Below are 22978 nucleotides of genomic sequence, written 5' to 3' on the forward strand. Positions count from 1 at the left end.
AGAGACTCAACAGGCGCCCTCTTGGAAACGCAGAATGTCAGGGGGTGTTTTACGTCTCCGTTCCTCACGTTAGCGCCGATGAGAAACCATTCAGATGTTTTCACTTCTGTGTTCTTCTGGAAATTTTCCCTTGAATACGAAGGCTTTGAACAGAAGTGACAACCTTGTCTACCACAATAAAACGGCGTAGTGCGTTTTACGTAAACCTAAAGTGCCAGCACGAGAGACACGCAAATTAAACACCCCCCAGCCTTAAAAAGGACTTTAGTCCCACTCTCTACTGGGAGGTTGTTCAACTCAGCAAACTCTGTGCTCAGGCGTACGAACGAATGTAGTCCGCAAATTTTTCAATAGCTGACTTCACAAATCCCTGAGTTGCCGCATCAATAAAGCGACCATCTTCGCCGATATCCTCATGCGACATCTTCATGTACACCTCGGGCTGTGTCATCAACAAGGGGTTGAAGAACTCAAGCGCCTGACGGGTTGAGATCTGCCCAATAGCAGCACCGACCGCTCCCCTAGATGCGCCCACAACATAAACCGGCTTACCACCGATGGGGTTGGATCCCCACGGACGGCCAAACCAGTCGATAGCATTCTTCAGACCACCGGGAATCGAGCGGCCATACTCAGGGGTTGCAATCAGAACGGCATCCGCATCTTCAAGGATCTTCTTGAAATCAGTAGCAATCTGCGGATAGTTCGCATCGTAATCAGGGCTGTACAGCGGCAGCTTCGAGAAATCAGCCTCAACAAACTCCAGATCAGCCGGAGCATCGGCAATCATCGCACCAACCAACTTGCGGTTAATGGAGTTCAAGGACAGCGAACCTATGATGTAAGCGACCTTGTAAGTCATGGGATAAGCCTTTCTTCCAGGAGCCGCTTTCGAGCAGCACTGCAGGCATGAACGTCACCCAGATTCCGGTTTATTCCGACCTAAGATCTAGATCACAGAAGATTTACCAGGCGCCAGTACCACCGGTTCCACGTTTACGATCTTTGTTCTGACGCTCCTCGCGATCGGTTTGTTCCTGACGCTTTTGCATCTCCTCACGCTTCGCGCGTTGCTCTTTGGTCTCTCCCTGATAAGGATCCTTGGACTTATCTTGGTTTTGCTTGTCCTTATCCTTGTTATCTTGATTCTGCTGATCTTTATCCTGGTTCTGCTTATCCTTATCCTTGTTTTGCTGATCTTTATCCTGGTTCTGTTTGTCTTTATCCTTGTCTTTGTCCTGATTTTCCTGTTTCTGAGCCTGCTGTTGCTTTTGCTGAGCACGATCATGAGCCTTGTCAGCATCGGCACCGCCACCGCCGCCCTGCTGATTCTGGTTCTGCTGATTCTGTGTCGAGGCAGCGGATTGACAGGGGGCCACAACCTCGCCCATTTCTTTATAAATTTCAGCAGCACGCGCGCGATCCGTATTCATCGCCGCATCGCCCTGTTTTTCCAAAGCAAGCGCCAAATTCATTCTGACGGTGCATTCATAGGAATAGGTCTCAATTCGACCATCCTCAATCTGCTTCGCCTTCGGAACTCGGTCCCAAGCAATGCGCAACTCAGCGACGGCCTCGTCAGGATGATCAAGCTTCACATGTTGTGTCCCCGCGTTGTAATGCGCAACCCAGCTGGCAGGGCCAAGATCTCCCCAGTAAATCTGCTTTGAATAGGAGTTCAGGGCACCCTCGTTATTCCCCGCGCGCACACTGCGACCCGTATTCCATGCCCACACCGGCAGGGCGGTCATATAAATTCCAACAGCAAGGGCAACCACAACGATGGGAAGCGACCACCACAGTGGACGCAATAGTTTCCCATTGCGTCGCGGCTTCTCCGCCTCGTTCCTCTTTGCCGAGGCCGGGGTTGCAGTGGGGACACCATCTCCAGTTTGGGCATCAGCTGCAGCCTGACCATCTGCTGGCGGCTGATAGAAAGCAGTAGGACGTTGTTCCTTATCGCTGCGGCGCTTAAATCGCACGGGTCCTCCTCAGTGCGTGGATACGACCCGCAAAAATAGCGGCCTCCCAAGCTAATAACACAGTTAAAACAAGGGCCGATGGCCACAAAACGTAGCGTGAAGTTTGGATAGTATCATTTGCATCCGCAATATTTCGAGCATTCTGAACCGAAGATGAAGCTGCGGAGCTAATGGCAGAATCATTGGGCGAACGAGCCATATCGATACCAAGTTTTTGAGCGATCTCATTGAGCTTCTTGACATCAATCTTCGAAATTGCATCGGGGTTTCCGGGCTGGGAAAAATCTTTGATGTATTCAGGATTCGAACTATCATTCTGCTTCCCCAGAGCGGCAACCTTCATCTTCCCGCCCTCTTCAGTTCCATAGCCGATGACCAAGCCTCCCGTCAGGAGGGGCTTGATCTTGTCCCATTGCCGAGAGTCGCCTCCGCCGGCACTTCTCCACGCGGAATTGTTCGAGGTCTCGCCATCGGTGAATACGAAAAGCAGGCGGGTATTTTCAGGATGCTTGTTTGCGGCCTCCTGCATTTCTTCCGCAATATATTGCGCGGGACGGTCCGGGGATGAACCTCGTGAAGAGGAACTCACTTCCTGGGTCAGCGTCGAAACAAAGGAACGGACCGCACCGAGGTCAGAGGTCAGGGGAAGCCCAGTATCGGCCTCGGAATCCCAGGTGATAATGCGATAGCGAGCACCCGGAGCAGCTTGAAGGATCTGCTCAACATCGTGGCTCACGCCTTGAAGACGAGTCTTTCCGCTTTCCCAATCCTCGGCGGCCATCGAACCGGTCCGGTCAATCGCAAGCCAGACCTCGACATTGGTCGTCACTTTTTGCGCTTCACCGGGAACTGAAGGCCCGATCAAGATGGAGAGCAGTGCGCAGGTGATAGCACCTCTGCGCACCAGATCCGATGTTCTAAAGGGGCGATGACGCCGAGCACTCCACCAGGAAAAGAAAGCGCACGCTGCAATGATCACAATGATGATTGCAACCGACATAAGGGGTCGGAAGGAGAGCGACAATATTCCTCCTGCGGATCGGATCAAACACTGGCAAGTATAGTGCCCATCTCAAATTCATCCTCTCAGGGAAGCTATTTGACATCTGAAGCGATCCATCGTTAAATTCATTTGTGTATCATGGTGTCCTGATACAAACCACAAAGAATAATCGAGGCAAGATGAAAACCCTCCGAAACATTGCCGCCGGTTCACTCGGACTGGCGCTCGTTTTTTCCTCTTTTACCGCCATTGATGCTCAGGCTGTTGAACGCGTTCCCGGGCAAATCAACGGCGATCGCAGCTCCGGCTGCGTCGTCGACTGGACCGCTCGCGCCATGCTCGATCGGAACATGAACAATATTCCGGTCGGACTCCGAAAGGGCCCTTACTCAACTTCCGGCTTCATGGAGAGCGTCCACCCCGACTATGGCAGCAAGGCCGTGCTTGAGAACCACCACTGGTTCAACCCTGTGAGTGATATCCAATACTGGCGCATCCCGATCGGTGCCGAATATGGGATCCTTCCCGGCGCAACCCTGACTGTAGATCTTCCCGACGACATGACCGATGTCCATCTGATGAGTGACCTGCGAACCGAGGTCAAGGACATGACGCTTGATGAGTTCATGGAGCGTCAAACCTTCGGTGCACTGGCACGCAAGCTCAATTGGGATATTGTCCCCACCGCAACCCAAACCGATGCAGCGCGTAATATCTGGACTCTGACCTTCCCGAATGGCCTGCCGGAAGGCCACGCTGCGATCGTTGAATTCGTCGGAAACGGTGACCGTACGAAGCACTACGAGGCAACCTCTCACTTCCGCGGCCTGCGCGAAACAGATGAGAATGGCAACGCATGCCTGACGACTCCTGAGCCTGAACTCACTGTCGGACAGTGCCAAGCCGGAGTCGTTGGACGCACGACTTTCTCGCCCTACTCGAAGGATATTGACCTTCGTGAAAAGTACTCCGATCGCTGGCAGGGAACCGGCGCCCTTTGGGGCGAGGCCGGAGCCGACGGCTGGGATCCTTCGCGTCAATACTCAGATGCCGCCGGCGCAACACGTCGTATGCGCTTCTACGCTGCAACCAAGCGCGAGTTGACCAATGCGACGATGACCGTAAGCGCTCCCCAGGGTGCAACCTTTGACGAGGCCTCGATCGCCTCTGCATTGACCCCCGGTGGTGGTGCTCTTGTCAGCAATGGCTTCTCGCAGTCGGTAACAGGAATTTCCAACCCGACCGTGAGCGCCGATAAGAAGACCCTCACCTTCACGGTTGCACACATGCCAGAAAACTCCTCACTGAGCGTTGAGGTCACCGCAGTGCTGACCGGCGAAAAGGCATTCGATACCCCGACTTCGAAGCCCATGGTCTTCTTCCACACCCTGGTTGGTTCTATCCCCGGATGCGAGGTCTCACCTTCAACTCCGGCAACTACTGAGCCCACTCCCGACAAGCCTCAGGAGCCCAGTAAGCCAGCAAGCCCCAAGGCTGCAAACCCGAAGAAGGCAGGCCCTCTGGCACACACCGGCGCCACAAGCGGAATGGTCCTTGGCGCAGCAGGACTGACCCTGATTGCCGGTCTTCTTGCAGCTAAGCGTCGCAAGGCCTAAGCGCTTCAGGCAATAAATCATTGTGGGGCCGCAGCAACAGCTGCGGCCCCACAAATGTATTCACAAGCAATCGAGGCGGGCTCTCACTGAATCCTGTCGACGTCGCTACGGCCCTACTAAAAGATCTCCCTCCAGCTCTTTCCTAGGCATCAGAGCTTGGCAAAACCAACAAGCCCAAGGAAGGCCACGATGGCAAGTGCTAGCCAGGCCACGGGCGTATTGACGCGGTCAGTAACCGTGACGCGAGCATCGCCCTCAACCTCGCGCTTCTGCTGGGCCTCGATATTTTGAATAATCGAATCCACTGTGCCGGAGCTGGACATCGTATAGAACTCGCCACCGGTTGACTCAACCTGGTTCTTCATATCTTCGCCCTCGGTGGTCAGCGTCGAACCCGGGTAGAGGCCGATAACCTCAACCTTCTGACGCTTTGCAAAGTCAATTGCTTCCTTGAGGGTATACAAGCCTTCACCATTGACTTCATTATCCGAGGCCAAAATAATCGTCCGCGAGCGCTCTTGATCTGTGTGATCAAAACCCAGCACGCAAGATGCTAGACCGTCACCGATAAGGGATGCTGCTTGCCCATCGGGATCATCAGTTCCCTCAAGATAACGGGCAAGATCATTGGTGATGCGATATCCGTTCGAGGTCTTCGAAATGACGCCATTCCTCAGTAGCGAACTCAAGGTATCGAGGTTGTCGTTCACCATCGTGTAATCATCAGTCAGCGGGAACTTCCGAACTGAACGACCACTCCACAGGTACAAAGACACACGCTCGCCGTTGAAGTGCTCAACAAGGCTCTTGAAGGCATCACCGATTTCGCTGTCATATTCCAGCATCGAACCTGATGCATCCAAGCATAGAACGATATCTCGCGAGGCCAGACGACGGTCATCCACTCGACGGTCAACGGGGTTTGCAGCGACGACAGAAAGCGATACGGCAGCAGCACAAAAAACAGCAAGCAAACCAGCAACCGCCATACGCGTGCGGCGCATCAGTGCACGGTAACGCGGTAAGTCACGTACGTAACCGGTATTGGCAACCCAGCCTCGACGTTCCCTCGCATGAAGCCGCAGACCGATACGCCACCAGCCAAAAGCTGCAGCGACAGCAATAACACCCAGGACGACGGCGATGAGGTACCCATACCTCATTTCCTCACCACCTCCCGCGCGTAATCCATGACGAATGCGGGATCGAACTGAGTTTCTTTGCCATTGGCCTCGGAATCTGATTTAAAGCTGTCCTCGCAGGCAGAAAGAGCATCCGCAAGATCAGGCCATGTGGGAATGAGTTTTCGAATCTCAGACACGGTTGCAGTCTCAAGATCACGACCGGTACGTTCAGTGCCCAGCGCACGCAAAATACCCGCGACTGCCAAGTGCACCCCGCGGTCATCCAAGTCGCCCGTGTTCAAGCGACCCTCGACCTCGTCAATAAAGCCCAGGTAGCGCAGACGACGCTTCTCATCCAAGGGAATAAGTGCGATCTGATTCTGTTCCTGCAAGCGGTTCGAGCGCAGCCAGCGGATCAGCCACACTCCTACCCACACCAGGACAAGAGCCAGAAGCAAGACTCCAATAATCCACATCCAGTTCGGGTAGTTGAGAACCTCGCGTAATTCACCGGACACGACTTTCCCTTTCCAACGCGGAGAGAAGCGTACGAACAACCTGATCGCTGGACGAAACACTCACGCGGGTAATCCCAGGGATCTCAAGGAATTGACGCACTGCAGTTCGACTTTGGTCGGCTCGCGCGGCGGCCTCGGCAGCAATCTGACTATCCCCCAAAAGGAAGTCGGGAAGCGGGCCAGCGTCGACATCCACGATCCGAGTGCCCGCGGGGAGTTGCGTCGGATCCGCATCTGCAACCTGCATGATGAGCAAACGGTGGCGGACGCTCAGGCGCTTGAGCAATTCCCGTACACGAGGCGTGGGCTGGGGATGCGTTTCATCCGTGACCAAAACGATGAGAGAGCGACGGTAGGTTGCCGCCTGCACGCGAGCAAGAAGGGTTTCAAGATCCGAAGAGGGCGAGCGCAGGTCAATATCTTCCTCGAGGCGTCGCAAAATCAGTTCGATATGCGCATTTCCCGATCGCGCGGGCATGTGTCGCATACGTCCTTGACAGCCCGACACCAAACCCACCTGGTCACCGCGGCTAGAGGCAAGCCATGCGACGACCTGGCAAATCGTCAGCGCGACCGCTTCTTTACTTTCGCCCGAAGGGGCAAGCGCACTCATCGAGCGTCCAGTATCAACAACCAGCATGACCTGAACATTCGCACTGGCTTCAAACCGCTTAACGATGGGCTTTCCAGCACGAGCGGTTGCCGCCCAGTCGATATCTTTGACATCATCGCCGGGCTTGTATTCGGCCATATCCATAAATTCCCAGCCCTGCCCGGCACGCGCAGAATAGTGCTGGCCCTCCATCAAGGAGAGCAGCTTGCGCAAGATCGGGAGCTGAGTTCGACCGCCCAGCGCACGCAGCTGTGCGTTATTCGCGTGCGCTTTTTGATGCTGGTCGACGTCACCGAGAGTCTGAGACGTGCCCTCAACGACCCCCTTCTTCAGGATTGGGCTCACGGTACTGCTACCGCGTTGAAGACGGCATCGATCAAGCCATCAACTGAAATCTCATCGGCCATCGCATCGAAGGTGCGAATGATGCGGTGGCGAAGAATTGCGTGACGAAGCTTCTTAATGTCATCAGGCATCACGTAGTTGCGGCCGGCCATCAGCGCCACAGCCTGGCTCACGCGCATGAGAGCAATACCGCCACGAGGCGATGCGCCCACTCGCACATGCTGCGAGAAACCGGGAAGCGGGTTGGGGCCCATACCACGAGTGGTATTGATGATGTCGACGATGTACGCCTTCAAAGTATCGTGCAGGAAGACGCGTCTGGTCATCTGCTGGAGGAAAGTCAGGTCTTCCAGGGAGATGGGCTGCGCATCGATGGGCTTGTCCATAGTCCCCGCTTCGATGCGGTTAAGAACCTCAAGCTCCTCCAAGGGCTTGGGGTAGGTGATGATTTCTTTCATCAAGAAGCGGTCCATCTGCGCTTCGGGAAGCACGTAGGTTCCTTCTTCTTCAATGGGGTTCTGAGTGGCCATCACCATGAAAGGCTTGGGCAGCGGATAAACAATTCCACCGATGGTGGTCTGTCCTTCCTGCATCGCCTCGAGCATGGCAGATTGGGTTTTTGCCGATGAACGGTTGATTTCATCCAGAAGCACGATATTGGCGTGGACAGGACCCAGTTCCGTTGTCATCTCATTTTCGGCCTGGTTCCAAATACGCGTACCAACAATATCGTTCGGCATCAGGTCTGGGGTGCACTGGATGCGGTGGAAAGAACCCGAAATTGCCTGCGCAATCGTTTGAGCGGCCGTAGTCTTTGCCAAACCGGGGACGGATTCCATCAGGATGTGTCCCTGAGCCAACAGGCCAACAATCAGGGTTTCACGAAGGTTTTCTTGGCCGACAACGCGCTCTGAGAAGATCTTCTGGATACGGTCCAGGAGCTCTTTGCTGCGTTTGAGCTCATCATCGGTGAGATAAGTGGACATTCAGGAAACTCCTGGCTCATTGAATAATTACGAATATCTTACTGTTTTTTAGAAGCGCATTCAGGTTCGTGAGTCACCGGTCTTTCCCAATCACTACGTGCTACTGGGAGTGGGCAAGGTGATTGGAGGTACGGAAAAACTGGGCATAGAGACTGAAATGGTCGGAATATGCGTCACCGTTGGGGTATTGGAACTCTTGATCGTCGTGTGTGCGCATGCGCGAATAATCCCGAATACCAACATGAAGATGACCGCAAGAATCCATCCCACACGCTTCTTTTTTCGCGCGACAGCCTGCGATTCATACCCGTAGGCCTCCGTGGAAAGAGTATTGTCTGCGGGAGTTCCACCGGGATTACGCCAGGCCTCCTCCATTTCCGGAGCATTTTTGCGCCACAGACTTACAGTGTCCAAGTGCGTGATGTAGTCGGGCAACGGCTTCACACTGCCCTGTTCAACTCCCCGGGGTCCGTATTGGTTAAAGCTATCAACCAGCTCGATTTCCTGATCGAACAGCGAATCAATAGTCAGAGTTGAAACATTTTCTTGAAGATACCCCAGCAATGAGTCAAAGATGACTAATGACTCTGGGCTGATGAAAGCTTTGGGATAGAGGGGCAAGAAGGTCCCATCGCGATCAATGAGGATATAGGCCTTCCCCGTACGAAGAAGTACCGCAATGTTTGCAATGGTAATTTCAACACGACGGGTAACTAAGTTCGGATTACCAGCCTTCAATGGATCAAACCACTGCGCGACGAGCCTGTCACTTGAGACCATGAGGTGATGAGGAAGAATCATCGAGTATCCGCTGAGGTTTTCAGGAACGCTCGATAGAAGGTCTGTCCCCTCTGTCGAGGGATATGGAATCGAAGGGGCCGGCTCGGGATATCCCTTATAGAGTGGGAAGTGGTCGTAAGTAGACTTCGGTGCGGTAAGAAGCGGATAACGCTGCAGCAGCTGAGGCGATGCCACATCGTACGCGATGTGGGCACTCGCGATTGCTCGGTCGATGATATCGCGGACCTCTGCTGGGGTCGGCACACTGGTGTCATTGATCCGGTGCAAGTGCTGCGAAACATCAAGATTCTCATCATCTGCAACGCGCTCGATAATTTTCGAAAGATCGACTGTTAGCTTGCGCCCCGGTTTAAAGAATTGATCAAGGAAACGACGCGCATCCCAGTACATGTCCATCTCTTTGAAACGGATCATTCCAATGAGTTCTGGAGCAATTGAGTAAGCAGCACTTGATACTTTGATATCCGAGTAACGCGAATTCATCGCTCTCAGAACATTTGTAGCGTCAATGGCTATTGCCCAACGTGCCGCAAGGCCTGCGCGCGTCATTGGGACAGCAAAAGAGAATAGATAATTTGTTCCCCCCTGCCACTGACTACCCGGCTGATACTGGTCACGCGGCGTTGCGGTATTTACTGCTAGAAGGTCATCCAGGTCCAAAGAATCTGGCGCACGATCAAAGCCCAGTCCCAAGAAGTCAGGCTCTGTCGTCACAAAAACACAGGGGTAGCGCGCTTCAAAAGGCGAGATCCGGCGCGCAAGTTCACAAGCCACAGGAAAGTACTTTTCGGCCTCGAAAGTAACGGTATCTGGACGAAAAATAGCGAGCAGGGCCTCGGAAATACCAGCGCGATTGGCCATTTCGGATGCCCACATATCAGAGGCAGCTGCATGTCCCGCGGAGGGAAGCATCCCCTCGGGGTTTTCGAAGCAAGCCGGCAAGCGCAACCACGCTTGGCGGACGATTTCGCGCGGCCCATGTACGCGGATATCAATTTCAGAAAGGTAGCTTGCTAATTCAACCTGCGCGGAAGCAAACTGACCGGGCGCATATTCAACTGGACGTTTGAGCTCGGTGCCAATGGACTCCATGAGCACGTGAAGGGCACCGATTTCTTCCGGAGCGACATTGAATGTTCCGTAGGAGAGTGTCAAACACATCCACAGATCATCCGGATTTCCCGATGATGGCTCGAGTACGGCCCACTCGTATCCGTTAACAGTCGTCCATCGTTTAACAGCCAATTCGCCTCCCCACGTGGGCGCCCAAAATGCGCACGTATCTTCTACTCTAAAACATCACTGAAAGACAAACATAGGCGGGCGGCTCCCGCTATGGGAACCGCCCGCCTATCGAGTGTGCTAGCTAGAAGCTATCAGGCCTGCTTTGCAGCAGCGATGCGTGCACGGAACTTCGCGAGCTGCTCGGTAATAGCTGCGGGGAGCTTGTCGCCGAACTGCGAGAAGTACTCTTCGGTGTCGTCCATCTCTGCCGACCAAGCATCGGGGTCAATCTCGAAGAGCTTTGCCCACTTGGCTTCGTCGATGTCCAGACCTTCAAGGTTGAAGTCCTCGAAGTGCGGGTAGCGACCGGTGACGCCGTCGATTGCCTCGACCTCGCCAGCTGCGCGGCGAACGATCCAGTCCAGAACACGAGCGTTGTCGCCGTATCCGGGCCACATGAAGTTGCCGTCTTCGTCCTTGCGGAACCAGTTGACCTGGTAGACCTTCGGGAACTTTTCGCCCAGCTTGTCCTGCATCTCCAGCCAGTGGCCCCAGTAGTCAGCCATGTTGTAGCCGCAGAAGGGCAGCATGGCGAAGGGATCGTGGCGCAGCGAACCGGCCTTAACGTCGGTTGCAGCAGCGGTGACCTCAGAGGCCACGGAAGCGCCGATGAACACGCCGTGTGCGGGCTCATACTGCTCAGCCACCAGCGGGACGTTGCTTGCACGGCGGCCACCGAAGAGGACCGCGTCAACCGGAACACCCTCGGGTGCTTCCCAGTCGGGGCAGATGATCGGGCACTGCGAGGCGGGAACGGTGAATCGGCTGTTCGGGTGAGCAGCCTTCTCGCCGGACTCGGGAGTCCAGTCGTTACCGCGCCAGTCGATCAGGTGTGCCGGAACCTCGCCGTCGATGCCTTCCCACCACACGTCGCCATCATCGGTCAGCGCAACGTTGGTGAAGATGGAGTTGGCCTTCGCGGTCTCCATTGCCATGGGGTTGGTCTTGTAGGAGGTTCCCGGTGCAACACCGAAGAAGCCTGCCTCGGGGTTGATGGCGCGCAGGCGGCCATCGGTTCCCGGACGCATCCACGCAATGTCGTCACCCACGGTCTCGACCTTGTAGCCGGGGATGGTGGGCTGGAGCATGGCCAGGTTGGTCTTGCCACATGCGCTGGGGAATGCTGCGGTCACGTGGTACTGCTTGCCAGTGGACTCGCGGGTCAGGCGCAGGACGAGCATGTGCTCTGCCATCCAGCCATCGCGCTTTGCCATGGTCGAAGCGATACGGAGCGCGAAGCACTTCTTGCCCAGCAGTGCGTTGCCGCCGTAACCGGAACCGAAGGACCAAATTTCATTGGTCTCGGGGAAGTGGGTGATGTACTTCTCGTCGTTGCAGGGCCAGGTGGAATCTTCCTGACCGGGCTCCAGAGGAGCACCGACGGAGTGAACGGCGGGAACCCACACGCGACCCTCGTTGATGAGGTCCATTGCCTTTGCACCCATGCGGGTCATGATGCGCATGGAGACAACAACGTAAGGAGAGTCGGTGATCTCAACGCCAAGCTGGGAGATGGGGCCACCCAGGGGACCCATGGAGAAGGGAACCACGTACATGGTGCGGCCCTTCATGGCACCCGTGAACTTCTCGTGCAGGGTTGCCTTCATTTCCTTGGGGTCTGCCCAGTGGTTGGTCGGACCTGCGTCCTCTTCCTTCTCACAGCAGATGAAGGTACGTGATTCAACACGCGCAACATCGGAGGGCTTCGAGCGAGCGAGGAAGCAGTTCGGGCGCTTCTCTTCGTTCAGCTTGGTGAGCATGCCACTCTCGACCATTTCAGAGGTCAGGCGATCCCACTCTTCCTGGGAGCCATCAGCGAACTCCACGCGATCAGGGGTGGTCAGTGCTGCAATCTCAGCAACCCACTTGATGACATCTTCGGGAGCGTTTGCCGGAGCGGCTGCGCGCACATCCTGTTCAGTCACGGACATTTTGCCTCCTGAGGCACTCGGTGATTCTGGGACGTGGTTACGCCCCGATCTACGTTCTTAATCATCCTCTACCCCACCGGTATTTGCGCGGGCGCAAAGTCCCTCTTTCCATTTGAATCAGACAATTCCGTCAACTGTGGCCACGTTTCCTTGCAGTTTCCCGCAATATCTCAACCATTCATGCGAGTGTGGCAATAGACACATTCTTCAACAGGAGATTCACCCTAAAGTGAACTTGAATATCCAGTGTGTAATGGATGACGATTGCCTTGAGGCAGTCTCAACACAATCGGAGGAACATTATGGGGATCCGGAACAGAACGCAGGGCCCAAACTTCTTCGAATTCTTCACCCAGCAAGCGAGCAAGCTTGTCGAGGGAGTCGAAATTCTTTCGCATATCTACGCCGCTTCCCCCGAAGAGCGAATCGCACTTCGTGACCAGCTTCATGGCGTCGAACACCAGGGCGACGAACTCAACCACGAAATCTTCCAACGGATTAACTCATCCTTCATCACTCCTTTCGACCGCGAAGACCTTCAGTCCCTTGCATCCCACTTGGATGACTGCATGGACTTCATTGACGAAGCCGGCGACATGCTGGTCGTCTACGGCATTGCAGGCATCCCCGAGCAGATTGCACACCTGCTTGATGAGCAGATCGCAGTCATCGTTCATTGTGCAGAGCTGACGGCTAAGAACATTCCGGCGCTCAAGTCCCCCGTGGACCTGCGCGATTACTGGATTGAGATCAACCGCCTCGAAAATGAGGGTGACTTGGCGTACCGCCGCACTCTCACGACACTTTTCGACTCCGGTCTTGACCCCATCACGGTCATCAAGCTCAAGGACGTCGTTCAGAGCCTTGAATCATGCGCAGATGCCTTCGAAGATCTAGCCAATGTCATCGAAGCCCTCGCACTGAAGGAATCCTGAACCGTGGATCTTAACCTGATCCTAGTGTGCGTCGTCATCGCCGTTGCACTGTTCTTCAGCTACACCAACGGCTTCCATGACGCTGCGAACGCGATTGCAACCTCCGTTTCCACTAAGGCATGGACTCCCCGCGCGGCTCTCTTGATGGCCGCAGGCATGAATATTCTCGGTGCCATGATGGGAACTGCGGTTGCAAAGACCATTGGCGAGGGGATTATTTCGATCTCTCCATATGCTGAATCTGCCCAGGCAGAAATGCAGCAAAAGGGCCTGGTCATCATTCTTGCCGCGCTTCTCGGTGCCTGCATCTGGAACCTGATCACATGGTGGTTTGGGCTTCCCTCTTCTTCTTCGCACGCGTTGATTGGCGGTATGGTCGGCGCCGGTTTGATGAGCGGCACCGCCGTCTACTGGTGGGGAATCGTCAAGTCGGTCATCATCCCGATGTTCGCTTCCCCCATCATCGGTTTCTTCGTCGGCTACATCGTCATGCGCATTGTGCTTTTTCTGCTTCGTCACGCGCAATATCACCACACGATGCGTCGTTTCCGTGCCGCGCAGCGCTTCTCTTCGGCCGCTATGGCTCTTGGCCACGGTATCCAAGATGCGCAGAAGACCATGGGCATCATTGTCATGGCTCTTCTAGCCGGTGGCTACGGCGAGGCCCACCAGATCTACGACCCCATCACCGGAGATATGACCGTCCCCATGTGGGTGAAGATCTCAGGAGCACTTGCAATCTCCCTGGGCACTATGGCCGGCGGTGGCCGAATTATGCGAACCATCGGTCGTAAGATCATCGACCTCGATCCTGCTCGCGGTTTCGTTTCCGAGGCCGTGTCATCCTCGATCCTCTACCTGTGCTCCTACGTCGTCCACGCTCCAATCTCGACAACTCAGGTTGTTTCAACCTCAATCATGGGCGTTGGGTGTACGAAACGATTCTCAGCAGTGCGTTGGGGTGTCGCGGGATCGATCGTGACCGCTTGGTTCTTGACCCTACCCGCAGCTGCAGCAGTTTCTGCGGTTGTCTATTGGGTCTGCGCACTGATCGTTGGAGTCTGAGGCCCAATTCAGTGAAAGCATCATTCATTCGCACCTGCTGCGGGGTGCTTGCCCTTTTCTTTGGGGCAAGCACACTCAGCGGGTGTGGTTTTTCTTCTGTTATGCGGCTTTCCGTCGGGGCCTGCGTTCAGATTCCAACCTCAACCAGCGCGTATTCTTTAGAAACTATTTCCTGCTCCCGTCCTCACCAGGCTGAGGTTTTTGCCCTCCCCACTGTTGGGGGATCAGAATTCCCCGAGGCCGCGCAACTTGAGTCAGAAGCGCGGCGCGAGTGCGAAAAAGACTTCACGCCCTACGTAGGAAGCGGTGTCGAAGATTCAGCCCTTGACCTCATTTGGATGACGCCTAGCCGAGAGTCATGGGAGCGGGGCGACCGACAGATTGTATGTCTTGCCGCTGCGAACGGCGACCAAACTCTTCGCGGTTCTGTTCGAGATTCGGCGTACTAGCGCTAGCTAGCGGCTACTCTGCGACTCTAGGTGCGTGACGTTCAACGTCGACTACACGCACCCGGTTCCCCTCCGGAAGAGTGTGCAAAATAACCATCTCAGATGCCGATAGCTCCCTGGCGTCAAGCGGGAAATTCATCCGAACGCCCGAAGGCGTGAATTGACGGAAGACATCAAAAAGTCCCGGAAGCATCGTACGTGGTGTACACAGCACTCGCGGCTGACCGTCCGCCAAAAGCGCATGCACCAAAGCCTCATCAGAGGCAGAATCGGTACCCTCACGCGAAGGAAGAGTATCGATCGAAACTCCCGCGAGCGCAGCCCACGGCCCCAGCGTTTGTCGGGTCCGCGCAGAAGAGGTCGCCATCGCTCGACGAACCCCATACGCAGACAGTAGATCTACCAGTTCAAGTGCCTCGCGGACCCCAGTGCGCGACAGAGGGCGTGCATCGTCATCGCCCTCCCAATGCTGGGGTGGAAGCGCACGCGCATGGGGCAACATGGCCAAAGGAGTAGTCACAAGCTCACCACTTCGGCCTCGCATGAGAAGTTCATTGAGCAGACGACGATCTCCGCGACGAGTAAGAAGATCCTGGGCGCGCGAAGGAGACATCCATCGCGCCTGGTCAATTTCCCGCGTAGGGGCACGGTGGACCGGCTTACGCAGGTGGACGAGGCCATAATCAGAATGAGGATTGTCTTCCATGAGGGTTCCCACCCAGTAGCGGACCTCCTTGGTCTGCCCTGAGCCGAGGCGGTAGCGCTGAGTCGTTAGTGGAGCACCGAGGCTGATCACGTGACCGGTTTCTTCTTCGACCTCACGCACAGCCGCGACGGGAATGGTCTCTCGTCCCTCAATCTTGCCTTTCGGCCACGACCAATCGTGATACTGCGGGCGATGGACTAGCAGAACTTCGATCTCAGCCTCGTCAAGCACATCTCCTGGGAGAATCTCACGACCCGGGTGGCGTAAGCGCCATACAAGGGCGCCGCCTGCACGAATAAGGCGCATCGGGGGCATGGGCTGAGGGCTGGGTGTCACGTTATTAACCCTAACCTAGAGTGAGCGTGGGTGCGGGCTTAAAACCCGCGCCCGCGCTCTTCTCAGATTGGTGATTTAGTAGGCGACAGTGAAACGCTATCCCGTATGAGTGGGCGTTTCGATCTCATCGACAAAGGCCTGGGCAAAGTCCGCTCCAGAGATATCGGAAACCCCATTCTCATCAGTGAGCAGAACATCACCACCGAGGCGGAAACGCACCAACGACCACATCCGCACCATCGACAACGCTGCGAAGGACCTCCTCATTGAGAAGGTCACCGTGGTTGTAGGTCACGCCTTCGATTGGCTCCGAGGGCCGCTAAAACTCAGTCCAACTCTCCGATGCGCGCTCGGGAGGCAGCACCTTCGAGTTCTTGAGCGGTCATGACCAGTGCTCGCGCACGCGTCGTCACTCCGTACGCCAAAGCATCATGCGGATCATCGATCCACTGTCTTCCTACTCTGGGATCGCCCGCAGCAACAATGCGCATCGCATGTGCAAGCTCAGTAAAGATGTCTTCCAGATCATCATCACGTTTTTCTCCAGACAGAAGTGCGTCCGCGTCATGGACAACATCTTCCAAAGGACGCGCATGAATAGGCTCTTCGAGTCCGGGGATCTGCTCCGCATGCAATCCCAAGATGTACAGATCAGCAACCGTGAGCGGGTCACGGTGGAACCACTCTCTGAACAAGTACACGCGCCACAGCGCGCCTGGAAGAGTGAAATCAGGGCTTAGCGACCACAACTCGGCAACTAGAGGAACTCCACCGGTAGAGAGCAGCTCGCGAAGGCGACGCAAGGCCTCGGCATCAAAATCTTCATCTCCCACACCCAGCAGCGCCCACGCAGTTGAGTGAGCAAGAACAGAAGAATCCGCAACATCTGGCGCACCAACAATTGCCTCTGTTTGCGCGTAGTCCAAAATCGCAGGACGCCTTGGGATGCGTTGCGGTTCGCCCATTTGCTCTCCTACCAGTAAGATGGTGGGGTTGGTCCACCCGATGGGCCACACAGCGGGAGTACCCGCGGGCCTATAGCTCAATGGTAGAGCAGCGGACTTTTAATCCGTGGGTTGGGGGTTCGAGTCCCCCTGGGCCTACTTCTTTTGCACTTTTCTAGTTTTCTATTTCTTCTGTGCCCTAAACACCGGCAGATTCCACGAATGTTTCTTTCCCATTGACATCGGGATGCGCACGCCCCGCCATCGAGGCAATCCCCACGGCAATTGAAATGCACACCAAACCGACCAATTGCCACAGGCTAGGAATCTGACGCAAAAGCACTGCACCGATCAAGGCCGAGGTCGCGGGAAGAAGTGCCGTAAACAAGGCAAAAGTCGCTGCAGAAACCCGCTTCATCGCCATGGCTTCAAGGCTGTATGGGAAAACCGTTGACAAGAATGCCAAGGCAATGACCGCGACTAAAACCTTTCGATCACTGAATGCAACCATTGCCCCCGGGGCCAGAATTGGCGCAGAGATCAAGGCGCTGAACGCACAACCCAGCGAAAGATTAGTCATCGCGGAGCTTGAAGACGCAGCCTTTTGCCCGAGAACGATATATCCTGCCCACGAGGCCGCAGCCCCCATCACCCAGGCCAATCCCGGAAGCGTTTGCGGATCGCTTAAATCCAGGCCAAGACCACCAATGGCGAAAACTCCGCACAACGCAAAAAATGCGGCAATTCGCGGTGCCCATCCGCGGCCTCGGAACACCGCAACCGCCACGGGACCAAGAAATTCCAGGGACACTGTCGCCCCCAAAGGAATGCGGGAGATAGCCTCGTAAAAGCACGAATTCATGCAGACCAGAGCGATACCGAAATAAAAGGCTCCCTTGAGGGTTGCGCGGTCAAGGCCTCGCCAAGGACGAACCCACGCGCACAGCACCAATGCACCAACGAAACCGCGCCACCAAGCAACCGAGGCCGGTTCAACGACAGAGAAGGCAAAAACTGCGACGGCAGCTCCGCTGTATTGAATGAGAGCCGAGGTAACGATCAATATCTGTGCGGGAATGCGGTTTGCTATTCCCGCGAGTGTTCGGCTGCTCACGACCCTCCTCCAATTAGTTCACGTACTTCTTCGGCAAGAAACTCATCTTCCTTCGAGGAATCTTTTGAAGCAATTCCAACAGCGACCGAAATCAGAACAAGTCCCAGAATCTGCCACGGTGTGGGAATCTGCCAAAGGATGATCACACCCATCAGCAGCGACGAGGCCGGAGAAAGCGCAGTGAACAGCGAAAAATCTGCCGCCGAGATCCTGTGCATGGCAAGGGCTTCAAAGGAGCAAGGAATGATGCTGGATAGGACCGCAACAAGCACGACAATCCCAAGCAACCATGGTTGAGTGAGCGCAGGTAAGGCTGGCTGAGCCATGAAAGGTGAAAGTATCAGCCCACTGAGCGCACAACCGACCGCAACATTGGTAATTCCCGAGCGTTTCGATGCCACACGCTGCCCCAAAAGGATATAGACCGCCCACGCGACAGCACTCAAGCTCGCCCATTTCAGCCCGGTAATAAAACCTGGATCATTGGTGTCGAGGCCAAGCCCTCCAATAGCAACGACCCCCGCCAAGGCAAGGAATGCGGCAAGGCGCGGAAGCCAGCCTCGGCCACGAATCACTGCGACTGCAACCGGCCCAATGAACTCCATGGAGACGGCTGGACCTAGGGGCAAATATGCGATCGATTCAAAGAACGTGATGTTCATGGTGATCAACGCCAAGCCGAAGCAAGCGGACTCAACAAGATCCTTAACGCTCAGGCCCACACGCCAGGGTCGCCGCCACGCACACAAAATGATCCCGGCGATGAAAACACGCATCCATGCCACAGCACCGGGCTGGACAGACCCAAAAATCAGGACCGCAACGGCCGCACCGCTATACGCGCTAAGCGCAGCACCAACAATCAGAATGGGCGCGGGAACGCGTGAAAGAAGCGCACGAAGATGGGATAGCACTCCCCCACTATGCCACAGGGTCAGGGACAAACTGTAGACACACGGAATTCATACAAAAACGATTTCCCGTCGGCTGATTCGGTGCGTCATCAAAAATATGCCCTAGGTGAGAATCACAGCTCGCACAGCGCACCTCGATGCGGCGCATTCCGTGGGAAATATCCTCGAAATAGTTAACTGCACCGGGCAGCGCTTCATAAAAACTCGGCCACCCGCAATGCGATTCAAACTTCGTTGACGAGGGGAAAAGCTGAGCACCGCATGCCGCACACAGATAGGTACCTGAGCGGTGTTCATCCAGCAGCTCACCTGTCCACGGCGCCTCAGTCCCGGCTTGACGAAGAACCAAGTACTGCTGGGGAGTAAGCCGCTCACGCCACTCGTCGTCACTGTAATTCACGCTGGGTGCCGACTGTTGCGCCTGCGCAAGGTGCTCGAGCTGCGTTGCACGATCACGGGTTCGAATGATCTTCATGTTGTTTTCCTCAATTCAGTCTTGTTGAACATCGCTGTGCCGCGGACGCACTGCATCCTCGGGCACTCGAGGTCCGCTGTTCAAACGAGTTGTTTCTTCTTCGTGACGTTTCGCCGTAGCTTCGCGTTCCGCCAAGACATCGTCACCGGGACCGGCGTAAATCTGATTGCGCTCATCGGCATCGGGAGATCCTGAGAAGAGGCGCTCCCCGCGAACGACAGTCGCATCCATATGAGCGTGACCGGACTGTATCTGAGGGGATGAGGCCTGCGCATTGTCACCGTCCGCCTGGGCCTGAGGCAAGAGCGCGGTCGATCCCCCACCAAGGTGGTTCTTACCTAGACGCGCATTGGCCTCGGCAACCTTTTCGGCTAGTTGCTCGGCAACCAAAGAATGCAGCATCGTCTGTGAAAAAACCTGGGTCTGCGCGTCATTTGCCGAGGCCACCGCTGTGACCTTCCCCGTATCAGCAAGTTCACGCTGACGCTGGGCCATTGCCCTCCTGCGCGCGCGCTTGGCTTTCTGTCGGGCTGCCAAGAGCCGCACAGAATGCACGGCGTCATCGAGGGGGTCCGAATCAGCCTTTTCTTCTGTCTTGCCCTGAGAAGAAACAGGCGAGGCCTGAGTGGGCTTTCCTACCGGCGAAACCGGATGCAAGTTGGGGTCACCCGTCGTATCGGCGGCAATACCCGACAGTTCCTTCGCCAGTCGGGCGACGGCCTCGCGAGAGGTATCCTGCGTGACTTTCTCAACCTCCAAGGACTGAACACGCGTATGAGGACGGATCGCAGGATCCTCATCAACAACCCAACGAATCATGTTTTCACGTAGGTAGCAGCGCAGGTCCCACAGCGCTCCGGAGTCCTTGGCAGAGACAACAATGCGAACGGTTATTGTCGTTTCATTCGAGTCAGCAACCTGAACGGCCCACGAACGCCCATCCCACAAATCAGTTGCAAGAAGAAGCTTTTGAACGTGACTGCGGATCAGAGTTAAAGGCGCCGCCCAGTCGAGCTTGAGTTCGACATTACCCAGCTGGGTTGCCGCGCGACGCGTCCAGTTTTCGAAGGTGTTGGACGTGAAGTAGGTCGAGGGAACGATAAGCCGGCGTTCGTCTGGGAGCCGAACAACAACGTAAGAAAGAGTGATCTCTTCAACCTTGCCCGAGGCATTGTCCTTACCGACAACGACCACATCGCCCACGCGAATTGCATCCGTGAAAGCCAATTGAATACCGGCAAAAACATTTCCCAAGGTCTGCTGAGCTGCAAGACCGGCGATCACCGAAATGATACCGGCAGAGGCCAGAACGGTTGCCATTGCCTGACGCGCAGCGTCAAAAGTAAAGAGGGCTGCGCAAACACCGAGAAGGATAACCAGAGCCTGTAGGAGACGACGGATGACCTGCGCTTGGGTTTCAAACTTACGGGAAACCCCTCCGTCTTTTTCCTGGCGGATTCGTGCCGCGTCTTCGAAGATCCACGCGCTGTCGTAGACCATCCAGGTCATCGTCAAAATGCCAATAATGAGCAGAACATGGGAGATAAAACCCACCATTCCGCCATTGGACCAATCTGACAAAGTGGTGTTGACCAGCATGAATTGCAGGCCAGCCCACGCACCCCAAGCCATCGCAGTGATGTAGTACGAGGTCCGGACGCGTTTGGTAACTGCTGCAAAATAGCGCGAGCGACGGGCAATTGGACGCGTCAAAAGGGCGATCACCAGCGCGACAACGAAGGCGATAACCAGACCAACTGCGGCGCCGAAGATCAGCGATGCCAAGTCCAGCGCATTTTGAACAGCGGCCTGTGCAACACCCGTTGGCGAAGGCGAAGGTGTCGGATCATCGGCACTGAAAATCATAAAACCGTCCTTGAATCACTCATTTTGTACTCCCTCAAGCCTAGGCGCGATCATTGAGAATCGCCTGAGCCTTGAATCGATGGGCAGCATCATGAGTCCCAGAATATCAAGGAAAAATAGACATGTGACGGTCATCACTGCCATTCTTTTTGCTTTAACGCCTCGCTTCTGCCTAATATTCTCTTCGTCCTCGGACGCCAGACCGGTGGCCGACAGTGGCCCCCATCGTCTAGAGGCCTAGGACACCGCCCTTTCACGGCGGCGACACGGGTTCGAATCCCGTTGGGGGTACTTCTTCGAAGTCGCTCGTGTCGACAGTGAAGAAAATTTCAATAGGCTTCACCTATTGTGAGGCCCCGTAGCGCAGTTGGTTAGCGCGCCGCCCTGTCACGGCGGAGGTCGCGGGTTCAAGTCCCGTCGGGGTCGCAAGACCAGGCCAGTAGGTTTCGGTCCTGGCTCTGTAGCTCAGTTGGTAGAGCGTTCGACTGAAAATCGAAAGGTCACCGGATCGACGCCGGTCGGAGCCACCAGATAAAACCCTCGCACCGCGAGGGTTTTGTTGTATCTACTGCGACCAGAATCACACCACCTCCCCCAAACTTCGCAACTCGAAGCACAAACCGCTTTTGACCTGCAACGATACCTGCAGGACAACGCTGATTGACAACATGGTCAACCAGAATGACACACTGAGAAAGCCACCTGAGAACTTTTAGACCATCCCAGATATTTGTGAATTCATCGCTGAACTGACTAGCATTTAGTTATCCCACACAAATCAATCAGGAGATTTTCAGGTGTCGATACGCGTTCAAACTCTTACAAGATCAGCGATTTCGGGGCTTTCAATGCTCCTCGCATGTTTCCTCGCATTGGCCTATTTCGTCGTTTCTCAAGGCGTGTCACAGGCCGCAACCGTCAACGACATCGTCAAGGATGTCAAACTCTCTGGAGTCAGCTCCTCAACGAAGCTTGGCGTTGGCACCATGATGCAGGTTGACTTCACCATCGACGGAACTGGGAAGGCGATCCGCCAGGGAGACACTTTCACCATCCAAGCACCCCCGGAGCTCAATACCTTCGCTTCGACCGGCACACAACTTCAATTCGACATGATCGCCCCTGATGGTCAGGTCGCTGTCAATTGCTCTGCTCCCGCACCTGAACCCGGAGCGGTTATTACCTGTACCTTCACAGACTACGCAAACTCCCACCAAAACATCACCGGTTCAGGTTGGGCAAAGATGAGCGCAGCTGCAAAGACCACTGCTGGCGCTGTGTCCTTCTTGATTGATGGCAAGGCTGTTTCTGTTCCGCTCCCCGGTGACGGGACCGGAATTGGCGATACCAATATCGGAAAAACCACCAAACACAACAAGGGCGGAACAGTCGACTCCGATGATCCTTCGTTGATTAACTGGTCGATCAACGTCGTGGAGTCGGGAATCTCAGTCGAGACCATCACTGTTGACGACACCTTCACGAATGACAATGGTGGCTACACCCTAGCCAACGAGCCCTCAATGTCAGTGTGGGCTAACGGAGATGACTTCCCATTGGGCGATTCCACAACGGTATCGAATGGCGACGCTCTGAACGGCGGCACCTTCACCGTCACGAAGAAAGCCGACGGCAGCGGTTTCACCGCGACTTGGCCGAAGGGCAACGGAAACGCAATCTATTCGATCTCCTATAACACCAAGATCAAGAACCCGGCGATGGTCGGTAAGTCTGCGACCTTCACTAACAACGCCTCTGTCAACGCTGTTGCATTGGTCGGAAAAGCGGTAATCACGGCCGATGGTGGTGGTTCCACCGACGACAACCCCTCATTGCCTCGCCCCACCCCGAGCACAACGACTCCGCAACCTACCCCGAGCACGACAACACCGGCGCCAACCCCCAGCACAACCACTCCGGCGCCAACCCCCAGCACAACCACTCCGGCGCCAACCCCCAGCACAACCACTC

Annotated in this window: 21 protein-coding genes and 4 tRNA genes; 9 read left to right on the forward strand and 16 right to left on the reverse strand. The window is 55.4% G+C overall.

All coding sequences use genetic code 11. From position 1 onward, the window contains the following. Positions 1-313 precede the first annotated feature (313 nt). The 3 genes from QZR18_RS00760 to QZR18_RS00770 form a co-directional block, all read right to left on the reverse strand. Positions 314-862: an NADPH-dependent FMN reductase gene (locus QZR18_RS00760; RefSeq protein ID WP_178704860.1), complete on the reverse strand. Its 549-nt coding sequence runs from the start codon at positions 860-862 to the stop codon at positions 314-316. Between the two features lie 103 nt (positions 863-965). After that, the gene (locus QZR18_RS00765) at positions 966-1982 is read right to left on the reverse strand and encodes a hypothetical protein (RefSeq protein WP_178704863.1); all 1017 of its coding nucleotides are present in this window, start codon (positions 1980-1982) and stop codon (positions 966-968) included. Then, on the reverse strand, positions 1972-3006 hold the full coding sequence (locus QZR18_RS00770; protein WP_295910021.1) for a VWA domain-containing protein: 1035 nt from the start codon (positions 3004-3006) through the stop codon (positions 1972-1974). Before QZR18_RS00770 ends, QZR18_RS00765 begins: the two co-directional genes overlap by 11 nt. Before the next feature lie 158 nt (positions 3007-3164). Between QZR18_RS00770 and QZR18_RS00775 the strand changes: the two genes are divergently transcribed. Beyond that, positions 3165-4601 (forward strand): LPXTG cell wall anchor domain-containing protein, encoded by a 1437-nt coding sequence (locus tag QZR18_RS00775; RefSeq protein ID WP_178704866.1) that lies wholly within the window; start codon positions 3165-3167, stop codon positions 4599-4601. A gap of 149 nt (positions 4602-4750) precedes the next feature. Here QZR18_RS00775 and QZR18_RS00780 read toward each other — a convergent pair whose 3' ends face one another. The 6 genes from QZR18_RS00780 to QZR18_RS00805 all read right to left on the reverse strand — a co-directional run bounded on the left by QZR18_RS00780 (position 4751) and on the right by QZR18_RS00805 (position 12203). After that, positions 4751-5764 (reverse strand): VWA domain-containing protein, encoded by a 1014-nt coding sequence (locus tag QZR18_RS00780; protein ID WP_178704869.1) that lies wholly within the window; start codon positions 5762-5764, stop codon positions 4751-4753. Beyond that, positions 5761-6243, reverse strand: a complete 483-nt coding sequence (locus QZR18_RS00785; RefSeq protein ID WP_178704872.1) for a hypothetical protein — start codon at positions 6241-6243, stop codon at positions 5761-5763. Before QZR18_RS00785 ends, QZR18_RS00780 begins: the two co-directional genes overlap by 4 nt. Further along, the gene (locus QZR18_RS00790; RefSeq protein WP_178704875.1) at positions 6233-7201 is read right to left on the reverse strand and encodes a DUF58 domain-containing protein; all 969 of its coding nucleotides are present in this window, start codon (positions 7199-7201) and stop codon (positions 6233-6235) included. Before QZR18_RS00790 ends, QZR18_RS00785 begins: the two co-directional genes overlap by 11 nt. Then, the gene (locus QZR18_RS00795) at positions 7198-8187 is read right to left on the reverse strand and encodes a MoxR family ATPase (protein ID WP_178704878.1); all 990 of its coding nucleotides are present in this window, start codon (positions 8185-8187) and stop codon (positions 7198-7200) included. Before QZR18_RS00795 ends, QZR18_RS00790 begins: the two co-directional genes overlap by 4 nt. A gap of 93 nt (positions 8188-8280) precedes the next feature. Further along, positions 8281-10233 (reverse strand): hypothetical protein, encoded by a 1953-nt coding sequence (locus QZR18_RS00800; protein WP_295910025.1) that lies wholly within the window; start codon positions 10231-10233, stop codon positions 8281-8283. Between the two features lie 131 nt (positions 10234-10364). After that, positions 10365-12203: a phosphoenolpyruvate carboxykinase (GTP) gene (locus QZR18_RS00805; protein ID WP_178705939.1), complete on the reverse strand. Its 1839-nt coding sequence runs from the start codon at positions 12201-12203 to the stop codon at positions 10365-10367. 302 nt (positions 12204-12505) lie between these two features. On the opposite strand from QZR18_RS00805, the gene QZR18_RS00810 reads away from it, so the two are divergent. From QZR18_RS00810 to QZR18_RS00820, 3 genes are read left to right on the forward strand one after another with little or no spacing between them, the layout of a single operon-like run. Next, positions 12506-13138, forward strand: a complete 633-nt coding sequence (locus tag QZR18_RS00810) for a DUF47 domain-containing protein (RefSeq protein WP_178705936.1) — start codon at positions 12506-12508, stop codon at positions 13136-13138. Positions 13139-13141: 3 nt separating this feature from the next. After that, positions 13142-14203 carry an inorganic phosphate transporter gene (locus QZR18_RS00815; protein ID WP_178705933.1) on the forward strand — a complete coding sequence of 354 codons (1062 nt, stop codon included), beginning with the start codon at positions 13142-13144 and terminating at the stop codon, positions 14201-14203. A gap of 11 nt (positions 14204-14214) precedes the next feature. After that, positions 14215-14652: a septum formation family protein gene (locus QZR18_RS00820; protein ID WP_291458884.1), complete on the forward strand. Its 438-nt coding sequence runs from the start codon at positions 14215-14217 to the stop codon at positions 14650-14652. Positions 14653-14665: 13 nt separating this feature from the next. On the opposite strand, the gene QZR18_RS00825 is transcribed toward QZR18_RS00820, so the two are convergent. From QZR18_RS00825 to QZR18_RS00835, 3 genes are all read right to left on the reverse strand, one after another. Then, on the reverse strand, positions 14666-15694 hold the full coding sequence (locus QZR18_RS00825) for an NUDIX hydrolase (RefSeq protein ID WP_295910029.1): 1029 nt from the start codon (positions 15692-15694) through the stop codon (positions 14666-14668). A gap of 96 nt (positions 15695-15790) precedes the next feature. Beyond that, on the reverse strand, positions 15791-15961 hold the full coding sequence (locus tag QZR18_RS00830) for a hypothetical protein (RefSeq protein ID WP_295910030.1): 171 nt from the start codon (positions 15959-15961) through the stop codon (positions 15791-15793). A gap of 59 nt (positions 15962-16020) precedes the next feature. After that, the gene (locus QZR18_RS00835) at positions 16021-16659 is read right to left on the reverse strand and encodes a hypothetical protein (protein WP_178705930.1); all 639 of its coding nucleotides are present in this window, start codon (positions 16657-16659) and stop codon (positions 16021-16023) included. Positions 16660-16725: 66 nt separating this feature from the next. Here QZR18_RS00835 and QZR18_RS00840 point away from each other — a divergent pair. Beyond that, positions 16726-16797 (forward strand) — tRNA-Lys (locus tag QZR18_RS00840). A 40-nt stretch (positions 16798-16837) separates the two neighbouring features. On the opposite strand, the gene QZR18_RS00845 is transcribed toward QZR18_RS00840, so the two are convergent. The 4 genes from QZR18_RS00845 to QZR18_RS00860 are packed head-to-tail and all read right to left on the reverse strand — an operon-like array spanning position 16838 to position 21007. Further along, complete coding sequence (locus QZR18_RS00845) at positions 16838-17752, reverse strand: DMT family transporter (RefSeq protein ID WP_178705927.1); 915 nt, start codon at positions 17750-17752, stop codon at positions 16838-16840. After that, the gene (locus QZR18_RS00850) at positions 17749-18666 is read right to left on the reverse strand and encodes a DMT family transporter (protein ID WP_178705924.1); all 918 of its coding nucleotides are present in this window, start codon (positions 18664-18666) and stop codon (positions 17749-17751) included. The genes QZR18_RS00845 and QZR18_RS00850 overlap by 4 nt, the downstream gene beginning before the upstream one ends. A 7-nt stretch (positions 18667-18673) precedes the next feature. Then, positions 18674-19141 carry a peptide-methionine (R)-S-oxide reductase MsrB gene (gene msrB / locus QZR18_RS00855; protein WP_178705922.1) on the reverse strand — a complete coding sequence of 156 codons (468 nt, stop codon included), beginning with the start codon at positions 19139-19141 and terminating at the stop codon, positions 18674-18676. Positions 19142-19156: 15 nt separating this feature from the next. Continuing rightward, positions 19157-21007 carry a mechanosensitive ion channel family protein gene (locus QZR18_RS00860; RefSeq protein WP_178705917.1) on the reverse strand — a complete coding sequence of 617 codons (1851 nt, stop codon included), beginning with the start codon at positions 21005-21007 and terminating at the stop codon, positions 19157-19159. A gap of 218 nt (positions 21008-21225) precedes the next feature. Between QZR18_RS00860 and QZR18_RS00865 the strand changes: the two genes are divergently transcribed. From QZR18_RS00865 to QZR18_RS00880, 4 genes are all read left to right on the forward strand, one after another. Next, positions 21226-21298, forward strand: a tRNA-Glu gene (locus QZR18_RS00865). Positions 21299-21359: 61 nt separating this feature from the next. Further along, positions 21360-21433: transfer RNA gene (locus QZR18_RS00870), tRNA-Asp, on the forward strand. Between the two features lie 28 nt (positions 21434-21461). Continuing rightward, positions 21462-21537, forward strand: a tRNA-Phe gene (locus QZR18_RS00875). Between the two features lie 267 nt (positions 21538-21804). Next, the coding region (locus QZR18_RS00880; protein ID WP_295910033.1) for an Ig-like domain-containing protein at positions 21805-22978 on the forward strand (1174 nt) is incomplete at its 3' end.

Origin of the sequence: uncultured Actinomyces sp. (genome assembly GCA_900541895.1) — a bacterium.
In the GTDB taxonomy this organism is placed as follows: domain Bacteria; phylum Actinomycetota; class Actinomycetes; order Actinomycetales; family Actinomycetaceae; genus Pauljensenia.